Raw genomic sequence first — 17,747 nt, 5'->3', positions numbered from 1 at the left:
TTCAGAGCAACGGGCGTTCGGCCGCGCGGGCCGGCCAGTGGGCAATCGGTTTAGACTGACCTTTCATGGAAATGGTCAGTCGTGTGAAACTGTTGACTGATGTGTAGAGGCTGAAGAACCGGTCGAGCACGGCACCGAACAGGTAGGCGGACGGACGGTCGATCGCGGCCGGATCGAATTCCAGCGCAATTTCAGTGCCCGGCACCATGCCGCCGCTTCCGAGACGCGCGGTAGAACTTTCGGCACGAATCTTGATCAGTGCATCGACCAGCTGTTTGGTTTCCGGGCTGTCGCGGAAGGCATAAAGCGAGAGCACATCCTTCAGCGCCGCACCTTCATTGTCGAACAGCGACAGGTGGTTGAGCAGAAGATGCGAGACGAGGCGCCAGTTGCGGCCGTCCTGATCGTTCATGCGTACCGATGGCGTCGGCGGCATCAGCGCTTCCACGCCCGACACCGCTTCATGGCCCGACGCCAGCTGCAGGAATGGATGGCCGCCGCCGAAGGGCAGCTGTTCCGGCAATTCGCGGTTGAGGCACAAGGTATCGACACCGGCAACCGCATCGATCGGCCCGGAGAAACGCCGGTCGCGATCGACAAAGGCAATGTCCATGTCGCTTGTGCCATCTTCCTCATCGAAGCGGCGATAGGCCTGCCAATAGGCCGTGCTGTTGCCGGCGCGCTGGCTGCGGCCGAAAAACGGCTGGCAATGCTCTTCCTGCCCGCGCGAGCCGGTCAGAAGAACCCGTTCGACCGAGTAGATTTCGCGGGTCTTCTGGCGCCGTGCGTCCGGCAGAAGCCGATATTCGGAACGAGTCCCATCGACCGTAATCGGCTCGCAGGTCTGCCGGAACAGGTTGACGACCGGGGTCGCATTCAAGACGAAATCGCGGGCTGAAACCGTGCGCTCCAGCTTGGCGTCGGTTTCCTTGAGATAGATGAAGATCTCCAGCGCCTGATCTTTCCACGCGCTCAGTCCCTCGATATCGAGGAAGAGATATTTCTGCGGCAGGGCAAAAAATTCGGTCAGCAGCCGGTAACCGATGAAGCTCGGCGCCGGGTAGGGAAGCATGGCTTCCTTCTCTTCGAACCCGACGGACTTCAGATTGCGCGCCGGCAGGAATACCGGGTTGCGATCGTCGCCATGACGGGCAAGCGCGATGCCGATCGTGTGGTTGGCCAGCAGTTCGTAGATTGCCACCGCCTGGCCCCAGGCGGACGGGATGTGCAGGCGCAGGCGATCAATGCCCAGTTCGCCGAACGGCTTTCTGGCATCGAGGGTGCGCAGTGACAACCGCAGGCAACCGGCAACACCGTTAAAGGGCGAAAGCGGCGCGTTGATCGGCTGGCCCTGAAGCGTTGCGCCGGTGATCTCTATCGGCGCCATTTCCACGTCCTGCGTGGTGCGAAAACGGCAGGATTCCCCGCCGATCGGCTCGGCCAGAATTTCCGTATGACGCGGTACGGTCTGCACAGAGGCCAGCGTGTCGCTCGGGTTGAAGCGCACGATGCTCATCGATGGCAGCGGTGCGAGATAATGCGGGTAAAGCGTTTCCAGCAGGCCGTCGGTCAGTTCCGGAAACTCGTCATCGAGTTTTTGACGCACGCGGGCGGCGGAGAAGGCAAAGCTCTGTATCAGTCGCTCGACATGCGGATCGTCGGCGACATCGCCGGTCATGCGCAGGCGCCCGGCGATCTTTGGAAAGGCATCGGCAAAACGGGCCGCACGTTTGCGCAGCGCACCGAGTTCCTCGTTGTAACGATGGAGAAAACCGTCAGCCATTCGCCGCCTCCACGAGGAAACGCTGCGTCGACGGATCGATGGTGGATTCAAAACTGATCGGCGGCATGCCTTCATGCAGACGGAAAGACGCCTGGATGCGCATGCGCAACGCCCGCTCGGTCATCGTCCGGCTTTTCAGGATGGTCACCCGCACGTCCGACAGCCGTGTTTCGAACATGGAAATGCGGCGCTCGATCATGCGGGCCAAAGACAGTTTTGCCTCGTCCGTCACCAGATTAGCCGACACCATGCCATCGACACCATAGCTCACCAGCGCATCCTTCAACTCGGAGAGTTCCGAAGGCGGCGCCGATGGACAACGGCGGGTATTGAGGAGCGATTCCAGATCGCGACGGATCGCCTCGCGCATTTCGCGGGTCTGGTCCGTCACGCTTTTTGGCGGATCGAAGTCGCGATCGGGCGCGTCGTCTATCAGCCGGTCCAGAATGGACCGGGACAGAACGCGGTCACGCGGCCGATAGCGCTCCAGCGGGTCAACCATGCGCAACCTCGCGGGCAGCATCAGCCGTCACCGTTTCCAGGCTTTCCGTATCATGGAAGGACGCAAGATCGTCACCGGCGAGGAACGAACGCTGGCCGCGGCCGGTGGTGATGCCGGTCGGCTCTTCCACCCATTCGGTTTCGCGACCAAGCCGCAGGCGGTCATCCGTACCCGTGCTGTGATAGATGGCCGGCAGCAGAACCGGGGCCACCGCGCCGTCGATCAACGACAGTTCGGCGCGGCGGAAGGCGAGATCGCGCGGCCGGGCGATCGGCTCGACGGTCAATTCCGCGATCTTGGCAAAATCGATCCACAGATAGGCGCCGCCAGTCATGATCACTTCCAGCGCATGCGGCGTGCGGTCGTCGAGATCGCGGAAATCGTCAATACGCTTGCCGTTCAGCAGAATGGCACGTTCGCCGCGCAGCTCTTCAAGGCGCTGCAGCTCTTCGACGGCTTCCGCGCCATTGCCTTCACGATGGGCGATGCCGACCTTGACGGCCAGCTTGTCGAGTTCGCTTGGGCCTTGCGGAAATTCTGGCACGGCGCCGTTTTCATACCATGCATTGCGGGCGGCCATACCGCGCAGTTCATTGCGCAGCAGCGCAAAGCCCATTGTCGCATCCGGCGCGAAGGTGACGGCCAGACCGCACTGGTTGTCGGCGCGCTCATAGTCGCCGGCCAGAACCAGCAGGTCGATATAGAGATTGCGGGCCTCCTGATCAGACGGTTTTGCTTTCAGGTGCGCCTTGGCTGCATCGAGTGCCTCATCAAGAGCGTTTTCGCTGAGCAGGCGGGCGATGCTTTCGGACAGCGTCATGCGGACATCCTTTTGGGTAGCGAACCTTCATTCGCGGAAGCGGTACGGCTGCCAGTCATCGTTTCGGCGATGAGGTGGAAGCTGGTGGAAACGTCGTCGAGCTGGAAATGCGGCTGCAGACGAACGGTACAGGAGAAGGTGCCGGGCTTGCCGGGGATCTCGGCAACGGTAATGCCAGCAGAACGCAGCGGAAAACGGGTGCGCAGCGCCAGATCGGCATCATCATTGCCGAGCGTATAGGCGGTCAGCCAGTCTTCCAGTTTGCGCTCGATCGAGCGGGCGTCGGACAGTTGGCCGATTTCGTCGCGCATGATCACCTTGAGATAATGCGAGAAACGCGAGGCGCAGAGCACATATTGCAGCATGGCGGCGATGCGCGCGTTCTGGCGGGCATTTTCGTTGGAATAATGCTGTGGCGCATGCATCGACTGGTTGGAATTGAAGATGGCCGAAGCCGAAAGATAGGTGGTGGCGACCGGCACGATGCCGAGATCGCAGAACTGCTGTTCCTGGCCGGTCGTCAGGCGAATTTCCACGGGTGCCTGAGCGGACAAGCCGTTGCTCTCGGTGCCGAAATCGTAGGGCGCCAGTTCCATCGTGCTCAGCATGCCGCCATCCACGGCATCCTGCGTGACGCCACGGATATCGGCAAACCAGCCTGAATCGATGAAATTGCGGATGACGACAGTCGCGAAGGCAAAGGCCGCATTGCCCCAGAGCAGCGAACTGCCATCCTCGGAGATTTCTTCGCGAAACGGAAAACGGTCATCCCGACGACGGGCAAAGGGTTCGAATGGTGCACGCATCAGGATACGCGGTGCGACGAGTCCGAGGAAACGCGAATCCTCGCGGGCGCGAAGACCGTTCCAGCGAATGCGGGCCGGATCACTTGCCAGCCATGAGAAGTCCTGAACGCGGCCCAGTTCCTGAAAATCCTCAAGCCCCAGCGCACCGGCCGAAGCGCCCGCCACGAACGGGCAGAATGCGGCAGCCGCGACCATGCCCACCTGCGTGAGTGTGCTGACGGCATCGCCGCCCTTCGGATCGTCGGGCGAGATGTGATAATCGCCGACCAGCAGGCCATAAGGCTCGCCGCCGGGCATGCCGAATTCGCGGCTGTAGATCAGTTCGAAAAGGTGGCTCTGGTCGAAATCCGAGGCGCGTTCCATGCTGCGCGCCAGTTCTTTCCAGCTCAGGCTCAGAACCTTGATTTTGACGTCGCCGCCACGTGTGGATTCACGCACGAGCATGGCAATGCCGCGCCATCTTGCTTCCATCGCCTGAAATTCAGGGTGGTGCAGGATAGCGTTGACCTGGCCGTTCAGCGCCTCGTCTATCAACGAGATCAACTGGTCCGCCCGGCGCCGCCATTCTGTGCTGGAACCCATGGTCATAATATTTGCCGAAATATCGAATGAAAAAAGGAAAGGGCGCGCGGCGAAATTCGCCGCGCGTGTGGCCGGGTATTAAGACTTGGAAGGAATGCGGGCGACCATGCGCAGCGAGGTCGTCAATTCTTCCATCTGCAGCCACGGACGCATCCAGGCAACGGCGTTATAGGAACCCGGCTTGCCCGGAATTTCCTGCACGGTCACCTTGGCATCGCGCAGCGGATATTTCGCACGCGACTCTTCGCCGGCATCGTCGTTTGCGTTGACGTAGTTGGAGATCCAGCGGTTCAGCCAGTTTTGGCAATCTTCCGCTTCCATGAAGGAGCCGATCTTGTCGCGACCCATGACCTTCAGGTAGTGGGCGAAACGCGAGGTGGCCATCATGTAGGGCAGACGTGCCGAAACGGCGGCGTTGGCCGTTGCTTCCGGACGGTCGTAAAGTTTTGGCTTGTGCGTGGTCTGCGCACCGAAGAACACGGCATAGTCGGTGTTCTTGTAGTGGCACAGCGGCAGGAAGCCGAGCTTGCCGAGTTCGGCATCGCGACGGTCGGTAATGCCGACTTCGGTCGGGCATTTCAGATCCAGATCGCCGTCATCGCTGGCGAAAACATGCATCGGCAGGTTTTCTACCTTGCCGCCATTCTCCGCGCCACGGATGGCCGTGCACCAGCCGCTCTTGGCAAAAGCGTCGGTCAGGCGCGTGCCCATCACATAGGCCGCGTTCATCCAGCAATAATTTTCGTGCGGCAGTTCGCCGGTCTTCGAGCCACCGGTTTCGTCATAGTTGAACTCGTCGACCGGGTTGGTCGTCGGGCCGTAAGGCATGCGCGACAGAACGCGCGGCATGGCAAGAGTGACAAAGCGGGAATCGTCGCTATCACGGAGGCCACGCCACTTGGCGTATTCGACGGTTTCAAAGATCTTTTCGAGATCGCGCGGCTTGGAAAGCTCGCGGTAATCGTCGAAGCCGAACATGCGCGGGCTGGCGGCCGAGATGAACGGCGCGAAGGCTGCCGCTGCAATCATCGAAACGCCCTGCAGCGTCTGCACGTCGTCGAACGAGTTGTCGAACTCGTAGTCACCAATGATGGCGCCCATCGGTTCGCCGCCTGGCGTGCCGAATTCATCTTCATAGATCGACTTGAACAGGCGCGACTGGTCGAATTCCACCGCCTTGGAAAGGTCACGGCTGATGTCACGCTTGGAAGCGTTCAGCACGCGGATCTTCAGGTTGACGCTGGTTTCGGAATTCTTGACCAGATAGTTCAGCCCGCGCCAGGTGCCCTCGAGCTTGACGAATTCCGGTGCCTGCATGATGGCTGCAAGCTGGGTGGAAATCGTCTTGTCGAGTTCGGCGATCGCGTTGTTGAGCGTGATCGTCAGGTTGCGGTCATAGGTGACCGTGCCCTTGAGGGCTTGGTCGGTCAGCGTGCGAAGCAGATCCTGCGCACGGTTCGGTTCGGTCTGGCGGGTCGCCGCGACGACCTGGGAAAGGAGGTTCTGTTCCTCGGAGAAACCGGCCTCTTCCTTCCTTTGCACTTGCGTGTCAGCGCTCATGTCTCAAATCCTTCTTTATGAGCAGCGCGTCGGAAAAACTGTTCCGGGGCAGGCGATACTCAAAACAAACAGACGGGGCATTCAGGATGCGCGACCGGCGTTCCGCCAGTTGCCGCGCACGCTGGCACTCAGTTGACGGCGTCCTTCTTGTCGCCGCCAAGCTGGGCAACGAGCTGGGATAGGTCAGCCTTGTTCTGCAGAATGTCTTCGAGCAGGCGTTCCAGTTCTTCCGAACGGTCGGCCTTGCTCATCAGGTCGCGTAATTCGTTGCGGGCATCGAGAAGCGCCTTCAGAGCCGGAACCTGATTGACCACCGAGCCCGGCTCGAAATCATCCATGCTTTCGAATTTCAGCGAAACCGGCAGCTGGGTGCCGTCGTTCTGCAGCGTATTATCGACCGAAATCGTCAGGCCCGGCGTCATGCGGCGCATCACGTCATCGAAATTGTCGCGGTCGATCTGCACGAACTTGCGTTCGCCGAACGGTTTCAGAGGCTGGGTCGGGTTGCCGGAAAAATCGCCGAGAACGCCAACGACGAAGGGAAGTTCCTTCACCACCATGGCGCCTTCTGTTTCCACTTCGTACTTGATGTGGACGCGGGGCTTGCGAACCCGTTCCAGCTTTTCATGTACACTTGCCATCAAGAGTCTCCTTCATGCCATCGGCAAATTACGAATTCAGATTGTTGCGGAAGCCAATCGGACAAGGCCCGATTGCAATTAAATCTTGTCAGCCCCCTCTGTTTTCGGTGGAGGGTTGAATGCCGGCGGCCGTCAGCACCGCGTGACGCGCGTGCTGTTCGGGCAAAAGCTCGGCAAGAAGTTCGGAAAAATCCATGCGGCCGCGCCGGACAAGCGTCTCGATCGACATGGAAATCGGAGAATGCGGCTCGGTGCGCCGGAAATAGCGCGACACAGCGATCAGAAGCTCGAAGGCTTCTTCGCGAGAGCGAATGCTGTCAGCGGTCACAGGGCGTGTACGGGCAGGTTCTTCCGCCGTCGCCACGGTGCCGGCATCCGACGATGCAGATTCGGGCGCGATTTCAGCAACTTGCACCGGCTCAGCATCACTTATTCCGGCCAGAACGCGGATGGCGGAGGCAGCTTCTTGCAACACATTGCGTGTATTGGAACTCGGTGGAGCCTGTCTGCCGCAGCGTTCGTCAAGTATTTCTACCATTCGGTCAAAAGCTGAAATGCACTCCATGAGAACGTGCAAATGCGCTGACATATTCGCGACACCGGCTTCCAACGCCGCCTGCTGCAGATCCTCGCGACGATCGTCTTCGCCCGGACGCTGGCCAAGCTGGAAATCCCACAGCGAAAACTGTGCGAATTTTCCCTCCGGTATCAATGAACTCAGGCGAATAGCCTGAATGATCGTGCCTTCCGAACCGACACCGTTCAGTCCTGCAAAAGGGCTGAACCGCTCTTCGAAATCCTCGTCGCCGATGGAATGCAGGTCGTCGAAATGGTTTTCCAAAAGCGACACGATGGACTGGTAGACATCGCGCAGGCCTTCGAAGCCGCGCAGTCGCACCTGGGCTTCTGCAACCCATGCTAATACTTCTACATCCTTACTCTCTGAAGTAAGAATCTGCAATCCAAGGTTGCTTACGTCTTGCCAGATAGGTGACAAGCCAATATTCTCACCCGGCGTTATTCCTCGCTCGGCAGCTCTCGCGGCATTGCGAGCATCTTTAATTCTATAGTATATTGGACGCGCAGAAGTACTTTCCCTGACGTTTTCTCCGCAGGGGCGCGTTTCATCAAGTGGATCTACGATCTGGCGCACATTCACGCGACGATTATCTCCGTTTATATAAGGTATTTCGTAACTAAGGTTATAATGTTGGGCGATATAACGTCTTGTCAACCTCATACAAGAGGTGTCAATTTTATGACGAAGACATGAGATACTTTTTCGAAAAATAGGGGATTTTTACGACTGGACAAGGTGGTTTGATCGCCCTAGTTGTCGCCGGACATCTCGAAAAGAGCACCGTACGGCCAACAGCAAACAGGACTTGCCTGATGTCGCATATCGATCTCAACCGTCTGATCAGAACGCTTGAGCCTAATTTGCGTGTCGGTCTTGAGACAGCGGCATCGCTTGCCGCGCGTCACCAGCATGCTGCCGTCGATATTGCCCATTGGTTGCGTGCGCTGCTCGACCAACCGGCGTTTTCCGCCGTGTTCGAAGAGCTTGACGTGGCATCCGAAGCTTTGCGCACGGAACTCGATGCATCCATCTCCGATATCAGGCGGGAAGACGGCGCTTCACTTGCGCTGTCCCAGAATTTGCTGTCGCTGGCGCGTGAAGCCTGGCTTTCTGCTTCGCTGCAGTCCGGCCGTTCCATCGTTATTCTTGCCGATCTTCTGTCCGCATTGAATGCCGATCAGTCGCTGCGCGTCGCCGCCCGCGGTATCGCGCCGTCGCTGCGTTCGCTGAACCGAGCGAAGCTCGACGGCCTCTTGGAAAAGGCACAGACGGAACCGGGCGGCCAGTCGGAGCCGGCGTTGAATGCGCCGGCTTCTGCGTCCCAGGGCAACGAATTCCTGCGTCTTTATACCCGCGACATGACCGAGGACGCCCGATCTGGCAAGATCGATCCGGTCATCGGCCGTGATGCCGAGTTGCGCCAGGTCGTCGATATCCTGATGCGTCGTCGTCAGAACAATCCGATCCTCGTTGGCGAAGCCGGCGTCGGCAAGACAGCCGTCGCCGAAGCCTTTGCGCTTGAAATCGTTGCCGGAAACGTGCCGGAGCGTCTGAAGGACGTCAAACTTTTGCTGCTCGATCTCAGCCTCTTGCAGGCGGGTGCGGGCGTAAAGGGTGAGTTTGAACGTCGTCTTCATGGTGTCGTTGATGCCGTCAAGGCGTCCGACAAGCCGATCATCCTTTTCATCGACGAGGCGCATGGCCTGATCGGAGCCGGCGGGCAGGCGGGCAATGGTGATGCCGCCAATATTTTGAAGCCGGCGCTGGCGCGTGGCGAGTTGCGCACGATCGCAGCCACCACCTGGAGCGAATACAAGCGTTATATCGAAAAGGACGCGGCGCTCACCCGTCGTTTCCAGACGGTTCTCGTCAACGAGCCGGATGAAAAGACCGCCGTGCGGATGCTGCGTGGCGTGGCCGGAAACCTGAAGCTTCACCACAAGGTCCGCATTCGCGATGAAGCGATCGTCGCCGCAGTGCAGCTTTCGGCCCGCTATCTGCCGGCACGCCAGCTGCCGGACAAGGCGATCAGCATTCTCGATACGGCCGCGGCCGCTGTCGCATTGGCACGCCAGACCGTGCCGGAAGCGCTGAAAAACCTGAAAAGCGAAAGCGAAATGCTGGAGGCGGAAGCCACCTGGCTGGAAGCCGAGCCACAGACGGATGAGACCGCCGCGCGCCTTGTCGAGATCAAGGCCGAGCGCGAGGATATCGCCCGCGAAATCGAGGCGTTGACCGGAAAATACGACAAGGAAATGCAGCTGGCCCGCGAGGCGGACCGCCTGGAAGAAGCGTTTTCCGAAGACAATGCCGTGGCTCCGCTGTTGGCAGATGAGGCTGCGACAGACGGCGCCGCCAATGTCGCGCCGTTCCCGTCGCAGGCGATGACGCCGGAAAGTGCGCGTGCAGCGCTGGTATCTGCCGAGCGCAGCCTTGCTGCCGCTGCCGGCGAAGCGCCGCTCATTCCGCGCGTGGTCGATCGCGATGTGGTCGCCACCATCATTGCCCGCTGGACCGGCATTCCTGTCGGCAAGCTGCTGACCGACCAGGTCGAAACGGTGAAGACACTGGATGCGCGCCTGAAAGAGCGTGTGCTCGGTCAGGACGCCGCAATCGATCGTATCGCCGCCGCCATGCGCGCCGCGCGTGCTGGCTTGAACGATCCGCGTCGCCCACCGGCGGTTTTCCTGCTGGTCGGCATGTCCGGCACCGGCAAGACCGAGACCGCGCTGACGCTGGCCGACATGTTCTATGGCGGCAGCCAGCATCTCACCACGATCAACATGTCGGAGTTCAAGGAGGAGCATAAGATTTCCATGCTTCTCGGTTCACCGGCCGGTTACGTCGGTTATGGCGAAGGCGGGGTGCTGACAGAAGCTGTTCGCCGCCGGCCTTATGGCGTGCTGCTGCTCGACGAGATCGACAAGGCGCATCCGGGCGTTCAGGAAATTTTCTATCAGGTGTTCGACAAGGGAACGCTGCGCGACGGCGAAGGCCGCGACATCGATTTCAAGAACACCACGATTTTCATGACGGCCAATACCGGCTCGGAACTTTTGACATCGCTGGCGGCAGATCCGGACACGATGCCGGAAGGCGAGGCGCTGGAGCAATTGCTGCTGCCGGAATTGCAGAAACATTTCAAACCGGCATTCGTTGGCCGCACCACGGTTCTGCCCTTCATGCCGCTCACCGCGGAAACGCTGTCGGGCATTATCGATATCCAGATCGATCGCATCCGCCAGCGTGTGGCAAGCACTTACGGTTCTGCCGTGACGCTGTCGCCGGAAGCGCGGGACGCATTGGTCTCGCGTGCGAAAAGCAGCGAGATGGGTGCGCGTGCCATCGAGGTAATGATCGCTCGCGATCTTCTGCCGGTGCTGTCGACCTTCTTCCTCGATGTCATCACCGAGGGACGCAAGATCAAGCATATTACAATCAATTTTGACGGCCTGCACTTTGGCATCAATGCCGAAGACGCAAAGCCGCAACAGGAATTCGCTGCGCCGGACGGGGGTCGGGGTCGGCAGGCGGATGAAGAAGCCGGGGGACGCAAGCGCGCCCCAGGACGATCGCGAAAGGCAACGACGCCTTAGACGCAACTAGGCCTTAGACCTTTAAACAGGAGTGATAGCATGCCGATTTATCTCCAGATCGACGGTATCCAGGGTGACGCAACGCACGAGCAGCACCGCAAGTGGATGGACATCGAAGCCATTCACTGGAACGTGTCGCGTAACCTGAACACCGCTGCCGGTTCGGCAGCAAACCGCGAAGCTTCCGAGCCGACCATTTCGGAAGTCATCCTCACCAAGGTCAGCGATTCCTCGTCGACCAAGCTGTTCCAGGAAGCGTGCTCGGGCCGTAACGGCAAGCGCGCCACCATCCACCTGGTCACGACCGGCAACCCGGGCGAAACCTACATCGAATACCTGCTGACCAACACTCTGATCGCCAGCTATTCGATCGACTCGAACGGTGACCGTCCGGTCGAAACCATCAAGCTGAACTTCACCAAGCTTGAAGTGAAGTACACGCCGTTCGACGAACAGCAGAACCCGCAGTCGCCGATGATCGCTTCTTACGATCTCGCGACCACCAAGGCTGCTTAAGCCTTTTCGATACGGCTGGCGTCGGCGGTTTTCCGCCGACGCCTTCCATTTCCCCGATCCGGTCTTCACGCTTTGAAGGAAACTTCCCATGAGCACTTCGGATATCGATAAGGTAGCATTGACGGACTACAATCTGATCATCGAGGAAGTCTCCGACGAGAGCGTTTTCGGGATGATCTCTCCGACCCAGAAGATCAAAGGCATCAAGGTGGTAACTACCAGCCATCTTCAAGTCGTTCGCCGCGTCTATACGCTGACGATCGGCGAAGATGTTTATTTCAAGGGTCAGAAAATTCAGGGCATGCCCGGCGCACGGGAATTGCTTTCGGAATTTCTGGAGCCCGGCAAGCAGATTACAACTCGGCCAAATGGCAAGGTTGGCATTCTCAATCGTTATGTCGGCAAGAAGAATATCTTCAGCGGCAGCGTGGTGCAGAAATATAGCGGATCGGTGACCATACCTTTCCTGCGCCAATATGGCGAAGACCCTGCGCCGACACGTCTGCTGCATGGCAATCCGGCGGTGACCTTCCTGCAGAAGGGTGAGGAAAACCCGATGGCGGCCGCCTATTACAATACGCGCACGCACAAACTCGAGCTGCTGCATTATTTCGAGCGCCACAAGCTGCTCGACAATTTCAAGGCGCATTTCGCCGACGCGACGCTCGCAGCGACAGGCTGATCGCAGTCAGGTTCGGTCTCAGCGATGATAAGAGCGCATTTCAGTTTTGAGATGCGCTTTCGTCGTTTGAAGCATTTGCGGATGATGAGAAATATCTCGCGATTTCAGGGCGGTTGGCGCGCGTTTATTTTCCACCGATCGCGCAATTGAGAACGCCCGAACTCCTTTCCGAACCGGTTTTGCGATCTATTTGTCTGCAAAACAGGAGAGCCGAGATGAGCCTACGTATCAACGATATCGCACCGGATTTTCAGGCCGACACCAGCCAGGGGCCGATCTCTTTTCATGAATGGATCGGCGACAACTGGGCGGTGCTGTTTTCGCACCCGAAAAATTTCACGCCGGTCTGCACGACCGAACTCGGCACGATGGCGGGCCTTGAAGGCGAATTCCAGAAACGCGGCGTCAAGATCATCGGCATTTCCGTTGATCCGGTCGAAAGCCATGCCAAGTGGAAGGGCGATATCCGCACCGCCACCGGTTATGATGTCGAATATCCGCTGATCGGCGACAAGGATCTCAAGGTCGCCAAGCTCTATGACATGCTGCCGGCCAGCGTCGGCGAAAGCTCGGAAGGTCGCACACCGGCGGACAATGCCACGGTGCGTTCGGTCTTCGTCATCGGCCCCGACAAGAAGATCAAGCTGGTCCTCACCTACCCGATGACGACGGGCCGCAATTTCGATGAAATCCTGCGCGCCATCGACAGCATCCAGCTGACCGCAAAACATCAGGTGGCGACGCCCGCCAACTGGAAACAGGGCGATGACGTCATCATCACCGCCGCGGTTTCCAACGAAGACGCTATCCAGCGTTTCGGTTCGTTCGATACGGTTCTGCCGTATCTGCGCAAGACTAAACAGCCGGTTTGATTAGGAACCTTCCATCATACGTTTTCGTCATCCTCGGGCTTGTCCCGAGGATCTAATCACGTCGATGATCAGCCGACAGCAGATCCTCGGCTCAAGGCCGAGGATGACGGAGGAGAGGTTTGCGGCCTTTGTCATCTGTCGGCCTCAGTAGCGTGGAGAGAACTTTTTCTCTTGTTTTACCCTCACGGAACGTGCCGCAGCCATTCCTCGGTCGAAAACTTTTCCGCCGCCAGCTTTTCCGCCGCCGCATATTCTTCCGGCGAGATGCTACCGGCCGTGCCGCCGTTGAGTGACGCGAACGTTTCCTTCATGCGCCGAATGATCTCTTCCCGCGGCAGACCCGTCTGGCTGCGCAGCGGGTCGACGCGCTTGACGGCGCTTGTGGTGCCCTTGTCGGACAGCTTTTCGCGGCCGATGCGCAGCACCTGCACCATCTTCTGGGCATCCATGTCGTAGGACATGGTGACATGATGCAGCACCGCGCCGGACGAGAATCGCTTCTGCGCCGCGCCGCCAATCTTGCCCTTGGAACTCGAAATGTCATTGAGCGGCTTGTAAAAGGCGTCGATGCCGAGTTCGTTCAGCGCCTTCAAAACCCAGTCGTCAAGAAAGGCGTAGGAGTCCGCAAAACTCATGTCGCGCACAAGTTCGGCCGGAGCATAGAGTGAATAGGTGACGGCGCTGCCCGGTTCGACGAACATCGCCCCACCTCCGGTGACGCGCCGCACGGTCTCGACGCCGAACCGGTTTGCCGCTTCCAGATCCACCTCGTTACGCAGCGATTGAAAGCCGCCGATGATGATGGCCGGGCGTTCCCATTCCCAGAAACGCAGGCAGGGGCCGCGCCGGCCGGCCGCCACTTCGCGGGCCAACACTTCGTCCAGTGCCAGATGCATGGCCGGGCGCTGCGGCGGCGCCTCGATGATCTGCCATTCATAATCTCGCCATGTGCCGGTGACGCCCAGCGCACGGCGCACTGCAATCGCCACCGCCTCCGGGCTGAACCCGATCATTTCGGCACCGGGGCGAAGCTTTGAACGGATCGCCAGCGTGATGTCTTCCACCTTGACGGTGATGGGCAGGCCTTCCAGCGCGCCGGAAATATCGGCCAGCGCTTCGGCGGGCTCCAGAAAGAAATCGCCTGAAACCTGCACGTTGGAAAGGCGTTCGTCGCGTGTATCGAAATCGACGACAACGAGCTTGCCGCCCTGGACCTTGTATTCACCATGCATGGCGTTTTTCCTGTTCAAATATCTTCTTACGGGAATGAAACCATCGACCCGTAGAGCGACCGCAGCTTGTCCTTAACCGCCGGCGAGTTGCGATAAATCTCCACAAAACGTCGCAGCCTTTTGTCCTCACGCATATCGGGCCGCGTCACGAACTGGAAGGCGTAGATCGGGTCATTTTCGAAAATCAGCCCGGAAGAGGCATCGAGACCGGCGAGCTTGGCAAAGGTCGGATAGGTCGCTGCCGCATCCACGTCATCCAGCGCACGGGCAATCTGCGGGCCATCGAGCAGCGTGATTTTTAGCGGCTTGATCCATTTCACCACGTCTTCCAGCGTCGCATTGGTGCCGACGCCGGGTTTCAGCTCGATCAGCTTGGCCTGCTGCAGAAGAAGCAGCGAACGGGCCGTGTTTACGGCATCGCCGGAGAAAACGATCTCGGCATTGTCCGGCAGTTCGGGGAGCGTCTTCACCTTCTTGGAATAGAGGCCGAAAGGCGTACTGAAGGCTGGCGCGATGGCAACAAGATCATTGCCGGTATTGGCATTGGTGAATTGCAGATAGGGCACGTGCTGAAACAAGTTGGCATCGACCTCGCGGTCCGCCACGGCGCGGTTCGGCGTGTTCCAGTCGTTGAACTCGATCAGCTCGACCTTCAGCCCCTCGGCCTCTGCCTCCTCGGCCGCGATTTCTGCCGCCTGATTGGAAATGCTGGTGGCAAGCGCGATGCGCAGCGGTTTTGTCTCCTGCGCGGTGACTGCGGGGGCAGTGACGGCTATAGTGAGCGTCGTCAGCAGGCCCGCGAAAAATGCACTGAAACGGCCAGCTTTTGCTGAGTGAAAAGAGATTTTTGATGCCATTGCCATTCTCGCTCCCGTAAAGGCGGGAAACGGGTTTGCCAAGGCCCGTCTCACATTCGCGAGTGGCTTTCTACGAGATAGAACAAAAGTCAACCTGATTTATCAAGTTTGGCTTTTGTCATGTTGGGGTGTGTTCAGGCCTTTGCCGTCAATCTGGCGAAATGTCGGGGCGAGACCTCGATCAGGTCGCCATCCGTTCTGGCTGAAAGGTTGCGCACCGCATCCACATGGTCCGGCTGCATGTCACTGCCACCATCTTCGAAACGCAGGTCCGGGTTCGGCACGGCGGATAGCAACAGCCGCGTATAAGGATGCTGCGGATTATCGATCACCTCCGCCGTCGCGCCCCATTCGACGATCTGCCCGCCATACATGACCGCAATATCCTCGGCCACGAAACGCGCCGTTGCGATATCGTGAGTGATATACAGCATCGCAAGGTTCATCTCGCGCTTCATGTCGTTCAACAGGTTCAGCACACCGAGCCGCACCGAAACGTCGAGCATCGAGGTCGGCTCGTCGGCAACGATCACTTCAGGTTTGACTGCCAGAGCCCGCGCAATATTGACGCGCTGGCGTTGACCACCGGAAAGCTCGTGCGGATATTTTGGAGCCACGAGATCCGGGTCGAGTTTTACCCGTTGCAGCAGTTCGCGAATGGTCGCGTCGATCTCGGCCTTGCCGATTTCGGGCCGGTGCAGCTGCAGCGGCCGTTTCAGGTGATAGGCAATCGTCTGGGCCGGATTTAGCGAGGCGAACGGATCCTGAAAGATCATCTGCACCGAGCGCCGATAGGCGGCAATCTCCTTTGCCGCCGCATCCTGCATCGGCTGGCCCCTGAACAGAACCCTGCCGGCATTGGGCAGATATTCCAGCATCGCCAGGCGCGCGCATGTAGTCTTGCCGCTGCCGGATTCGCCCACCAGAGCCAGCGCCCGGCCGGTTCTCAGTGCGATCGAGATGTTGCGTGCGGCGTAAACGGTGGCTGCACCGTGGCCAAAGGTCTTGGTGGCATCGTCCAGCGCCAGAATGGTCTCGCTCATGCCAAAACACCTCCATGCAGCGACGGGAAGGATGCCCAGAGTTTTTTGGTATAGTCGTGCTGTGGCGTCCGGTAGATCGCCTGCGCCGTGTTCTGTTCGACAAGCTTGCCGCCCAGCATGATGCCGATGCGGTCGCAGAACTGCACCATCAGGCCGAGATCGTGGGTGATGAACAGCACGGAAAAGCCGAGTTTTCGGCGTAGTTCGTTGATGCGCTGCAGGATTTCCCGCTGCACCACGACATCGAGTGCCGTCGTCGGCTCGTCCATCACGACCAGCTTTGGTCCGAGCGCCAAACAGATGGCGATGACGATGCGCTGGCGCATGCCGCCGGAAAACTGGTGCGGATAATCGCGCATGCGGTCGGGATTGATATCGACCAGTCGCAGCATTTCCGCTGTGCGCTCACGGGCCTGAACCTTCGTCATTCCGAGATGGGTTTTCAGCACATCGTAAAACTGTGCTTCGACACGCAGCACCGGATTGAGCGAGTTCATGGCGCTCTGAAACACCATCGCGACCTCGCGCCAGCGAAACGCGGCCAGCTCCTTCTGGTCGAGATCCAGAACATCGCGACCATCGAGCAGTATTTCGCTACCCGTGCGGATCAGCGCCGGTGGGCGATGCAGACGGCTGATGGCAAAGGCGATCGTGCTCTTGCCACAGCCGGATTCACCTGCGAGGCCAAAAACTTCGCCGGGTGCGACATCAAAACTGACATTGTCGACGGCGCGGAAATCGGTTTCGTCGCCGATATAGTCGATCGTCAGGTTTTTCACGGACAGCAATGGCTCACTCACAGTCGGCCCTCCCCATTGCGCACGAGCAGTGACCAGCGGCCGAGCCGGTTGCCGGTGCGCAGGCGCGGATTGGCGATTTCGTCGACGGCAAAATTCAGCAATGACATGCCGATGCCGAGAAAGGCGAGGGCAAAACACGGCGTGAGAATTTCCCACCATGCACCGACCGAAAGCGCCGACGCTTTCTGCGCGGCAAACAGCATATTGCCCCACGAGATCGCGCGCGGATCGCCAAGGCCGAGAAACTCCAGCGTCGCCTGCGTGATGATCGCAAAAATCACGCTGCCGATAAAATTGATGCCGACGATGGAGATGACGTTCGGAAAGATCTCGAAGGCCATGATGCGCCATTGCCGTTCGCCCATCATCTCGGCGGATTTGACAAAATCCTTCTGCTTGACCGACAGCGTTTCCGCCCGCGTCACCCGCGCGCCCCATGCCCATGAAGTGGCGCCAAGGATAAGTGCGATGACGACTGGGCTTGCCTGACCGATAAAAGCGGCCAACACCAGCAGCAGCGGCAGGTTCGGCACGACGAGCACCATGTTGGTGAAAAAGCTGATCACCTCGTCGGTCTTGCCGCCGCGATAACCGGCGACGATGCCGAGCACGGTGCCAACCAGCGTGATCAGCAGGCCTGCGCCAAACCCCACCATCAACGAGGTGCGCGCGCCATAAAGCACACGCGCAAACACATCCTGCCCGATGCGCGTCGTGCCAAGAATATGATCCATGGACGGCGCCTGATGCGGGCGGCCGGTGCGGGCGGCGGGATTGTATTCGGTCAAAAGCGGCGCGGCGATCGCCAGAATGGCAATGGTGGCGATGATCGCCAGGCCCACAAGCGCCTTGCGGTTTCGAAGCAAAGTCTTCAT

16 protein-coding genes are annotated in these 17,747 nt (G+C 59.2%); 4 read left to right on the top strand and 12 right to left on the bottom strand.

The features are described 5' to 3' along the window. Position 1 precedes the first annotated feature (1 nt). The 7 genes from tssF to tssA form a co-directional block, all read right to left on the bottom strand. A complete protein-coding gene (gene tssF, locus GAO09_RS21380) occupies positions 2 to 1,783 on the bottom strand; it encodes a type VI secretion system baseplate subunit TssF (protein ID WP_153357255.1) in 1,782 nt (593 codons plus the stop codon). Continuing rightward, entirely contained in the window at positions 1,776 to 2,285 is a 510-nt protein-coding gene (gene tssE, locus GAO09_RS21375) for a type VI secretion system baseplate subunit TssE (RefSeq protein WP_153357252.1), read from the bottom strand. Before tssE ends, tssF begins: the two co-directional genes overlap by 8 nt. Further along, positions 2,278 to 3,105: a type VI secretion system accessory protein TagJ gene (locus GAO09_RS21370; RefSeq protein WP_153357250.1), complete on the bottom strand. Its 828-nt coding sequence runs from the start codon at positions 3,103 to 3,105 to the stop codon at positions 2,278 to 2,280. The genes tssE and GAO09_RS21370 overlap by 8 nt, the downstream gene beginning before the upstream one ends. Next, positions 3,102 to 4,493 carry a type VI secretion system contractile sheath large subunit gene (gene tssC, locus GAO09_RS21365; protein WP_153357579.1) on the bottom strand — a complete coding sequence of 464 codons (1,392 nt, stop codon included), beginning with the start codon at positions 4,491 to 4,493 and terminating at the stop codon, positions 3,102 to 3,104. The genes GAO09_RS21370 and tssC (GAO09_RS21365) overlap by 4 nt, the downstream gene beginning before the upstream one ends. 78 nt (positions 4,494 to 4,571) lie before the next feature. After that, positions 4,572 to 6,053 (bottom strand): type VI secretion system contractile sheath large subunit, encoded by a 1,482-nt coding sequence (gene tssC / locus GAO09_RS21360; protein ID WP_153357247.1) that lies wholly within the window; start codon positions 6,051 to 6,053, stop codon positions 4,572 to 4,574. A 128-nt stretch (positions 6,054 to 6,181) separates the two neighbouring features. After that, positions 6,182 to 6,694, bottom strand: a complete 513-nt coding sequence (gene tssB, locus GAO09_RS21355) for a type VI secretion system contractile sheath small subunit (protein ID WP_112727615.1) — start codon at positions 6,692 to 6,694, stop codon at positions 6,182 to 6,184. A gap of 88 nt (positions 6,695 to 6,782) precedes the next feature. Beyond that, positions 6,783 to 7,853, bottom strand: a complete 1,071-nt coding sequence (gene tssA / locus GAO09_RS21350; protein ID WP_324184860.1) for a type VI secretion system protein TssA — start codon at positions 7,851 to 7,853, stop codon at positions 6,783 to 6,785. A gap of 233 nt (positions 7,854 to 8,086) precedes the next feature. Here tssA and tssH point away from each other — a divergent pair, with 233 nt between their 5' ends. From tssH to GAO09_RS21330, 4 genes are all read left to right on the top strand, one after another. Beyond that, a complete protein-coding gene (gene tssH, locus GAO09_RS21345; protein ID WP_153357241.1) occupies positions 8,087 to 10,870 on the top strand; it encodes a type VI secretion system ATPase TssH in 2,784 nt (927 codons plus the stop codon). Between the two features lie 39 nt (positions 10,871 to 10,909). Then, positions 10,910 to 11,386 carry an Hcp family type VI secretion system effector gene (locus GAO09_RS21340; RefSeq protein WP_112727612.1) on the top strand — a complete coding sequence of 159 codons (477 nt, stop codon included), beginning with the start codon at positions 10,910 to 10,912 and terminating at the stop codon, positions 11,384 to 11,386. Between the two features lie 88 nt (positions 11,387 to 11,474). After that, positions 11,475 to 12,068 (top strand): hypothetical protein, encoded by a 594-nt coding sequence (locus GAO09_RS21335; protein ID WP_153357226.1) that lies wholly within the window; start codon positions 11,475 to 11,477, stop codon positions 12,066 to 12,068. A gap of 215 nt (positions 12,069 to 12,283) precedes the next feature. After that, entirely contained in the window at positions 12,284 to 12,940 is a 657-nt protein-coding gene (locus tag GAO09_RS21330; RefSeq protein ID WP_153357223.1) for a peroxiredoxin, read from the top strand. Between the two features lie 182 nt (positions 12,941 to 13,122). Here the strand turns inward: GAO09_RS21330 and GAO09_RS21325 are convergent, their stop codons facing one another. The 5 genes from GAO09_RS21325 to GAO09_RS21305 form a co-directional block, all read right to left on the bottom strand. Next, complete coding sequence (locus GAO09_RS21325; protein ID WP_153357219.1) at positions 13,123 to 14,172, bottom strand: lipoate-protein ligase LplAB; 1,050 nt, start codon at positions 14,170 to 14,172, stop codon at positions 13,123 to 13,125. Between the two features lie 26 nt (positions 14,173 to 14,198). Beyond that, positions 14,199 to 15,029: a MetQ/NlpA family ABC transporter substrate-binding protein gene (locus GAO09_RS21320; protein ID WP_153357216.1), complete on the bottom strand. Its 831-nt coding sequence runs from the start codon at positions 15,027 to 15,029 to the stop codon at positions 14,199 to 14,201. A 134-nt stretch (positions 15,030 to 15,163) separates the two neighbouring features. Then, complete coding sequence (locus GAO09_RS21315) at positions 15,164 to 16,072, bottom strand: ABC transporter ATP-binding protein (protein ID WP_153357214.1); 909 nt, start codon at positions 16,070 to 16,072, stop codon at positions 15,164 to 15,166. Beyond that, entirely contained in the window at positions 16,069 to 16,872 is an 804-nt protein-coding gene (locus tag GAO09_RS21310; protein ID WP_324184859.1) for an ABC transporter ATP-binding protein, read from the bottom strand. Before GAO09_RS21310 ends, GAO09_RS21315 begins: the two co-directional genes overlap by 4 nt. Then, the gene (locus GAO09_RS21305) at positions 16,869 to 17,747 is read right to left on the bottom strand and encodes an ABC transporter permease (RefSeq protein WP_153357210.1); all 879 of its coding nucleotides are present in this window, start codon (positions 17,745 to 17,747) and stop codon (positions 16,869 to 16,871) included. Before GAO09_RS21305 ends, GAO09_RS21310 begins: the two co-directional genes overlap by 4 nt.

It is taken from the genome of Endobacterium cereale (assembly GCF_009617585.1).
Lineage (GTDB): Bacteria > Pseudomonadota > Alphaproteobacteria > Rhizobiales > Rhizobiaceae > Neorhizobium > Neorhizobium cereale.
This window is presented reverse-complemented; position numbering and strand designations above follow the sequence as displayed.

Bases quoted from the DNA above. Each gene is read 5' to 3' on its own strand.
- GAO09_RS21325 (WP_153357219.1), bottom strand. From the start codon at position 14,172: ATGCATGGTGAATACAAGGTCCAGGGCGGCAAGCTCGTTGTCGTCGAT.
- GAO09_RS21320 (WP_153357216.1), bottom strand. From the start codon at position 15,029: ATGGCATCAAAAATCTCTTTTCACTCAGCAAAAGCTGGCCGTTTCAGT.
- GAO09_RS21340 (WP_112727612.1), top strand. From the start codon at position 10,910: ATGCCGATTTATCTCCAGATCGACGGTATCCAGGGTGACGCAACGCAC.
- GAO09_RS21330 (WP_153357223.1), top strand. From the start codon at position 12,284: ATGAGCCTACGTATCAACGATATCGCACCGGATTTTCAGGCCGACACC.
- tssH (WP_153357241.1), top strand. From the start codon at position 8,087: ATGTCGCATATCGATCTCAACCGTCTGATCAGAACGCTTGAGCCTAAT.
- GAO09_RS21370 (WP_153357250.1), bottom strand. From the start codon at position 3,105: ATGACGCTGTCCGAAAGCATCGCCCGCCTGCTCAGCGAAAACGCTCTT.
- GAO09_RS21335 (WP_153357226.1), top strand. From the start codon at position 11,475: ATGAGCACTTCGGATATCGATAAGGTAGCATTGACGGACTACAATCTG.
- tssF (WP_153357255.1), bottom strand. From the start codon at position 1,783: ATGGCTGACGGTTTTCTCCATCGTTACAACGAGGAACTCGGTGCGCTG.
- GAO09_RS21315 (WP_153357214.1), bottom strand. From the start codon at position 16,072: ATGAGCGAGACCATTCTGGCGCTGGACGATGCCACCAAGACCTTTGGC.
- tssC (WP_153357247.1), bottom strand. From the start codon at position 6,053: ATGAGCGCTGACACGCAAGTGCAAAGGAAGGAAGAGGCCGGTTTCTCC.
- tssE (WP_153357252.1), bottom strand. From the start codon at position 2,285: ATGGTTGACCCGCTGGAGCGCTATCGGCCGCGTGACCGCGTTCTGTCC.
- tssB (WP_112727615.1), bottom strand. From the start codon at position 6,694: ATGGCAAGTGTACATGAAAAGCTGGAACGGGTTCGCAAGCCCCGCGTC.
- GAO09_RS21305 (WP_153357210.1), bottom strand. From the start codon at position 17,747: ATGAAGACTTTGCTTCGAAACCGCAAGGCGCTTGTGGGCCTGGCGATC.
- tssC (WP_153357579.1), bottom strand. From the start codon at position 4,493: ATGGGTTCCAGCACAGAATGGCGGCGCCGGGCGGACCAGTTGATCTCG.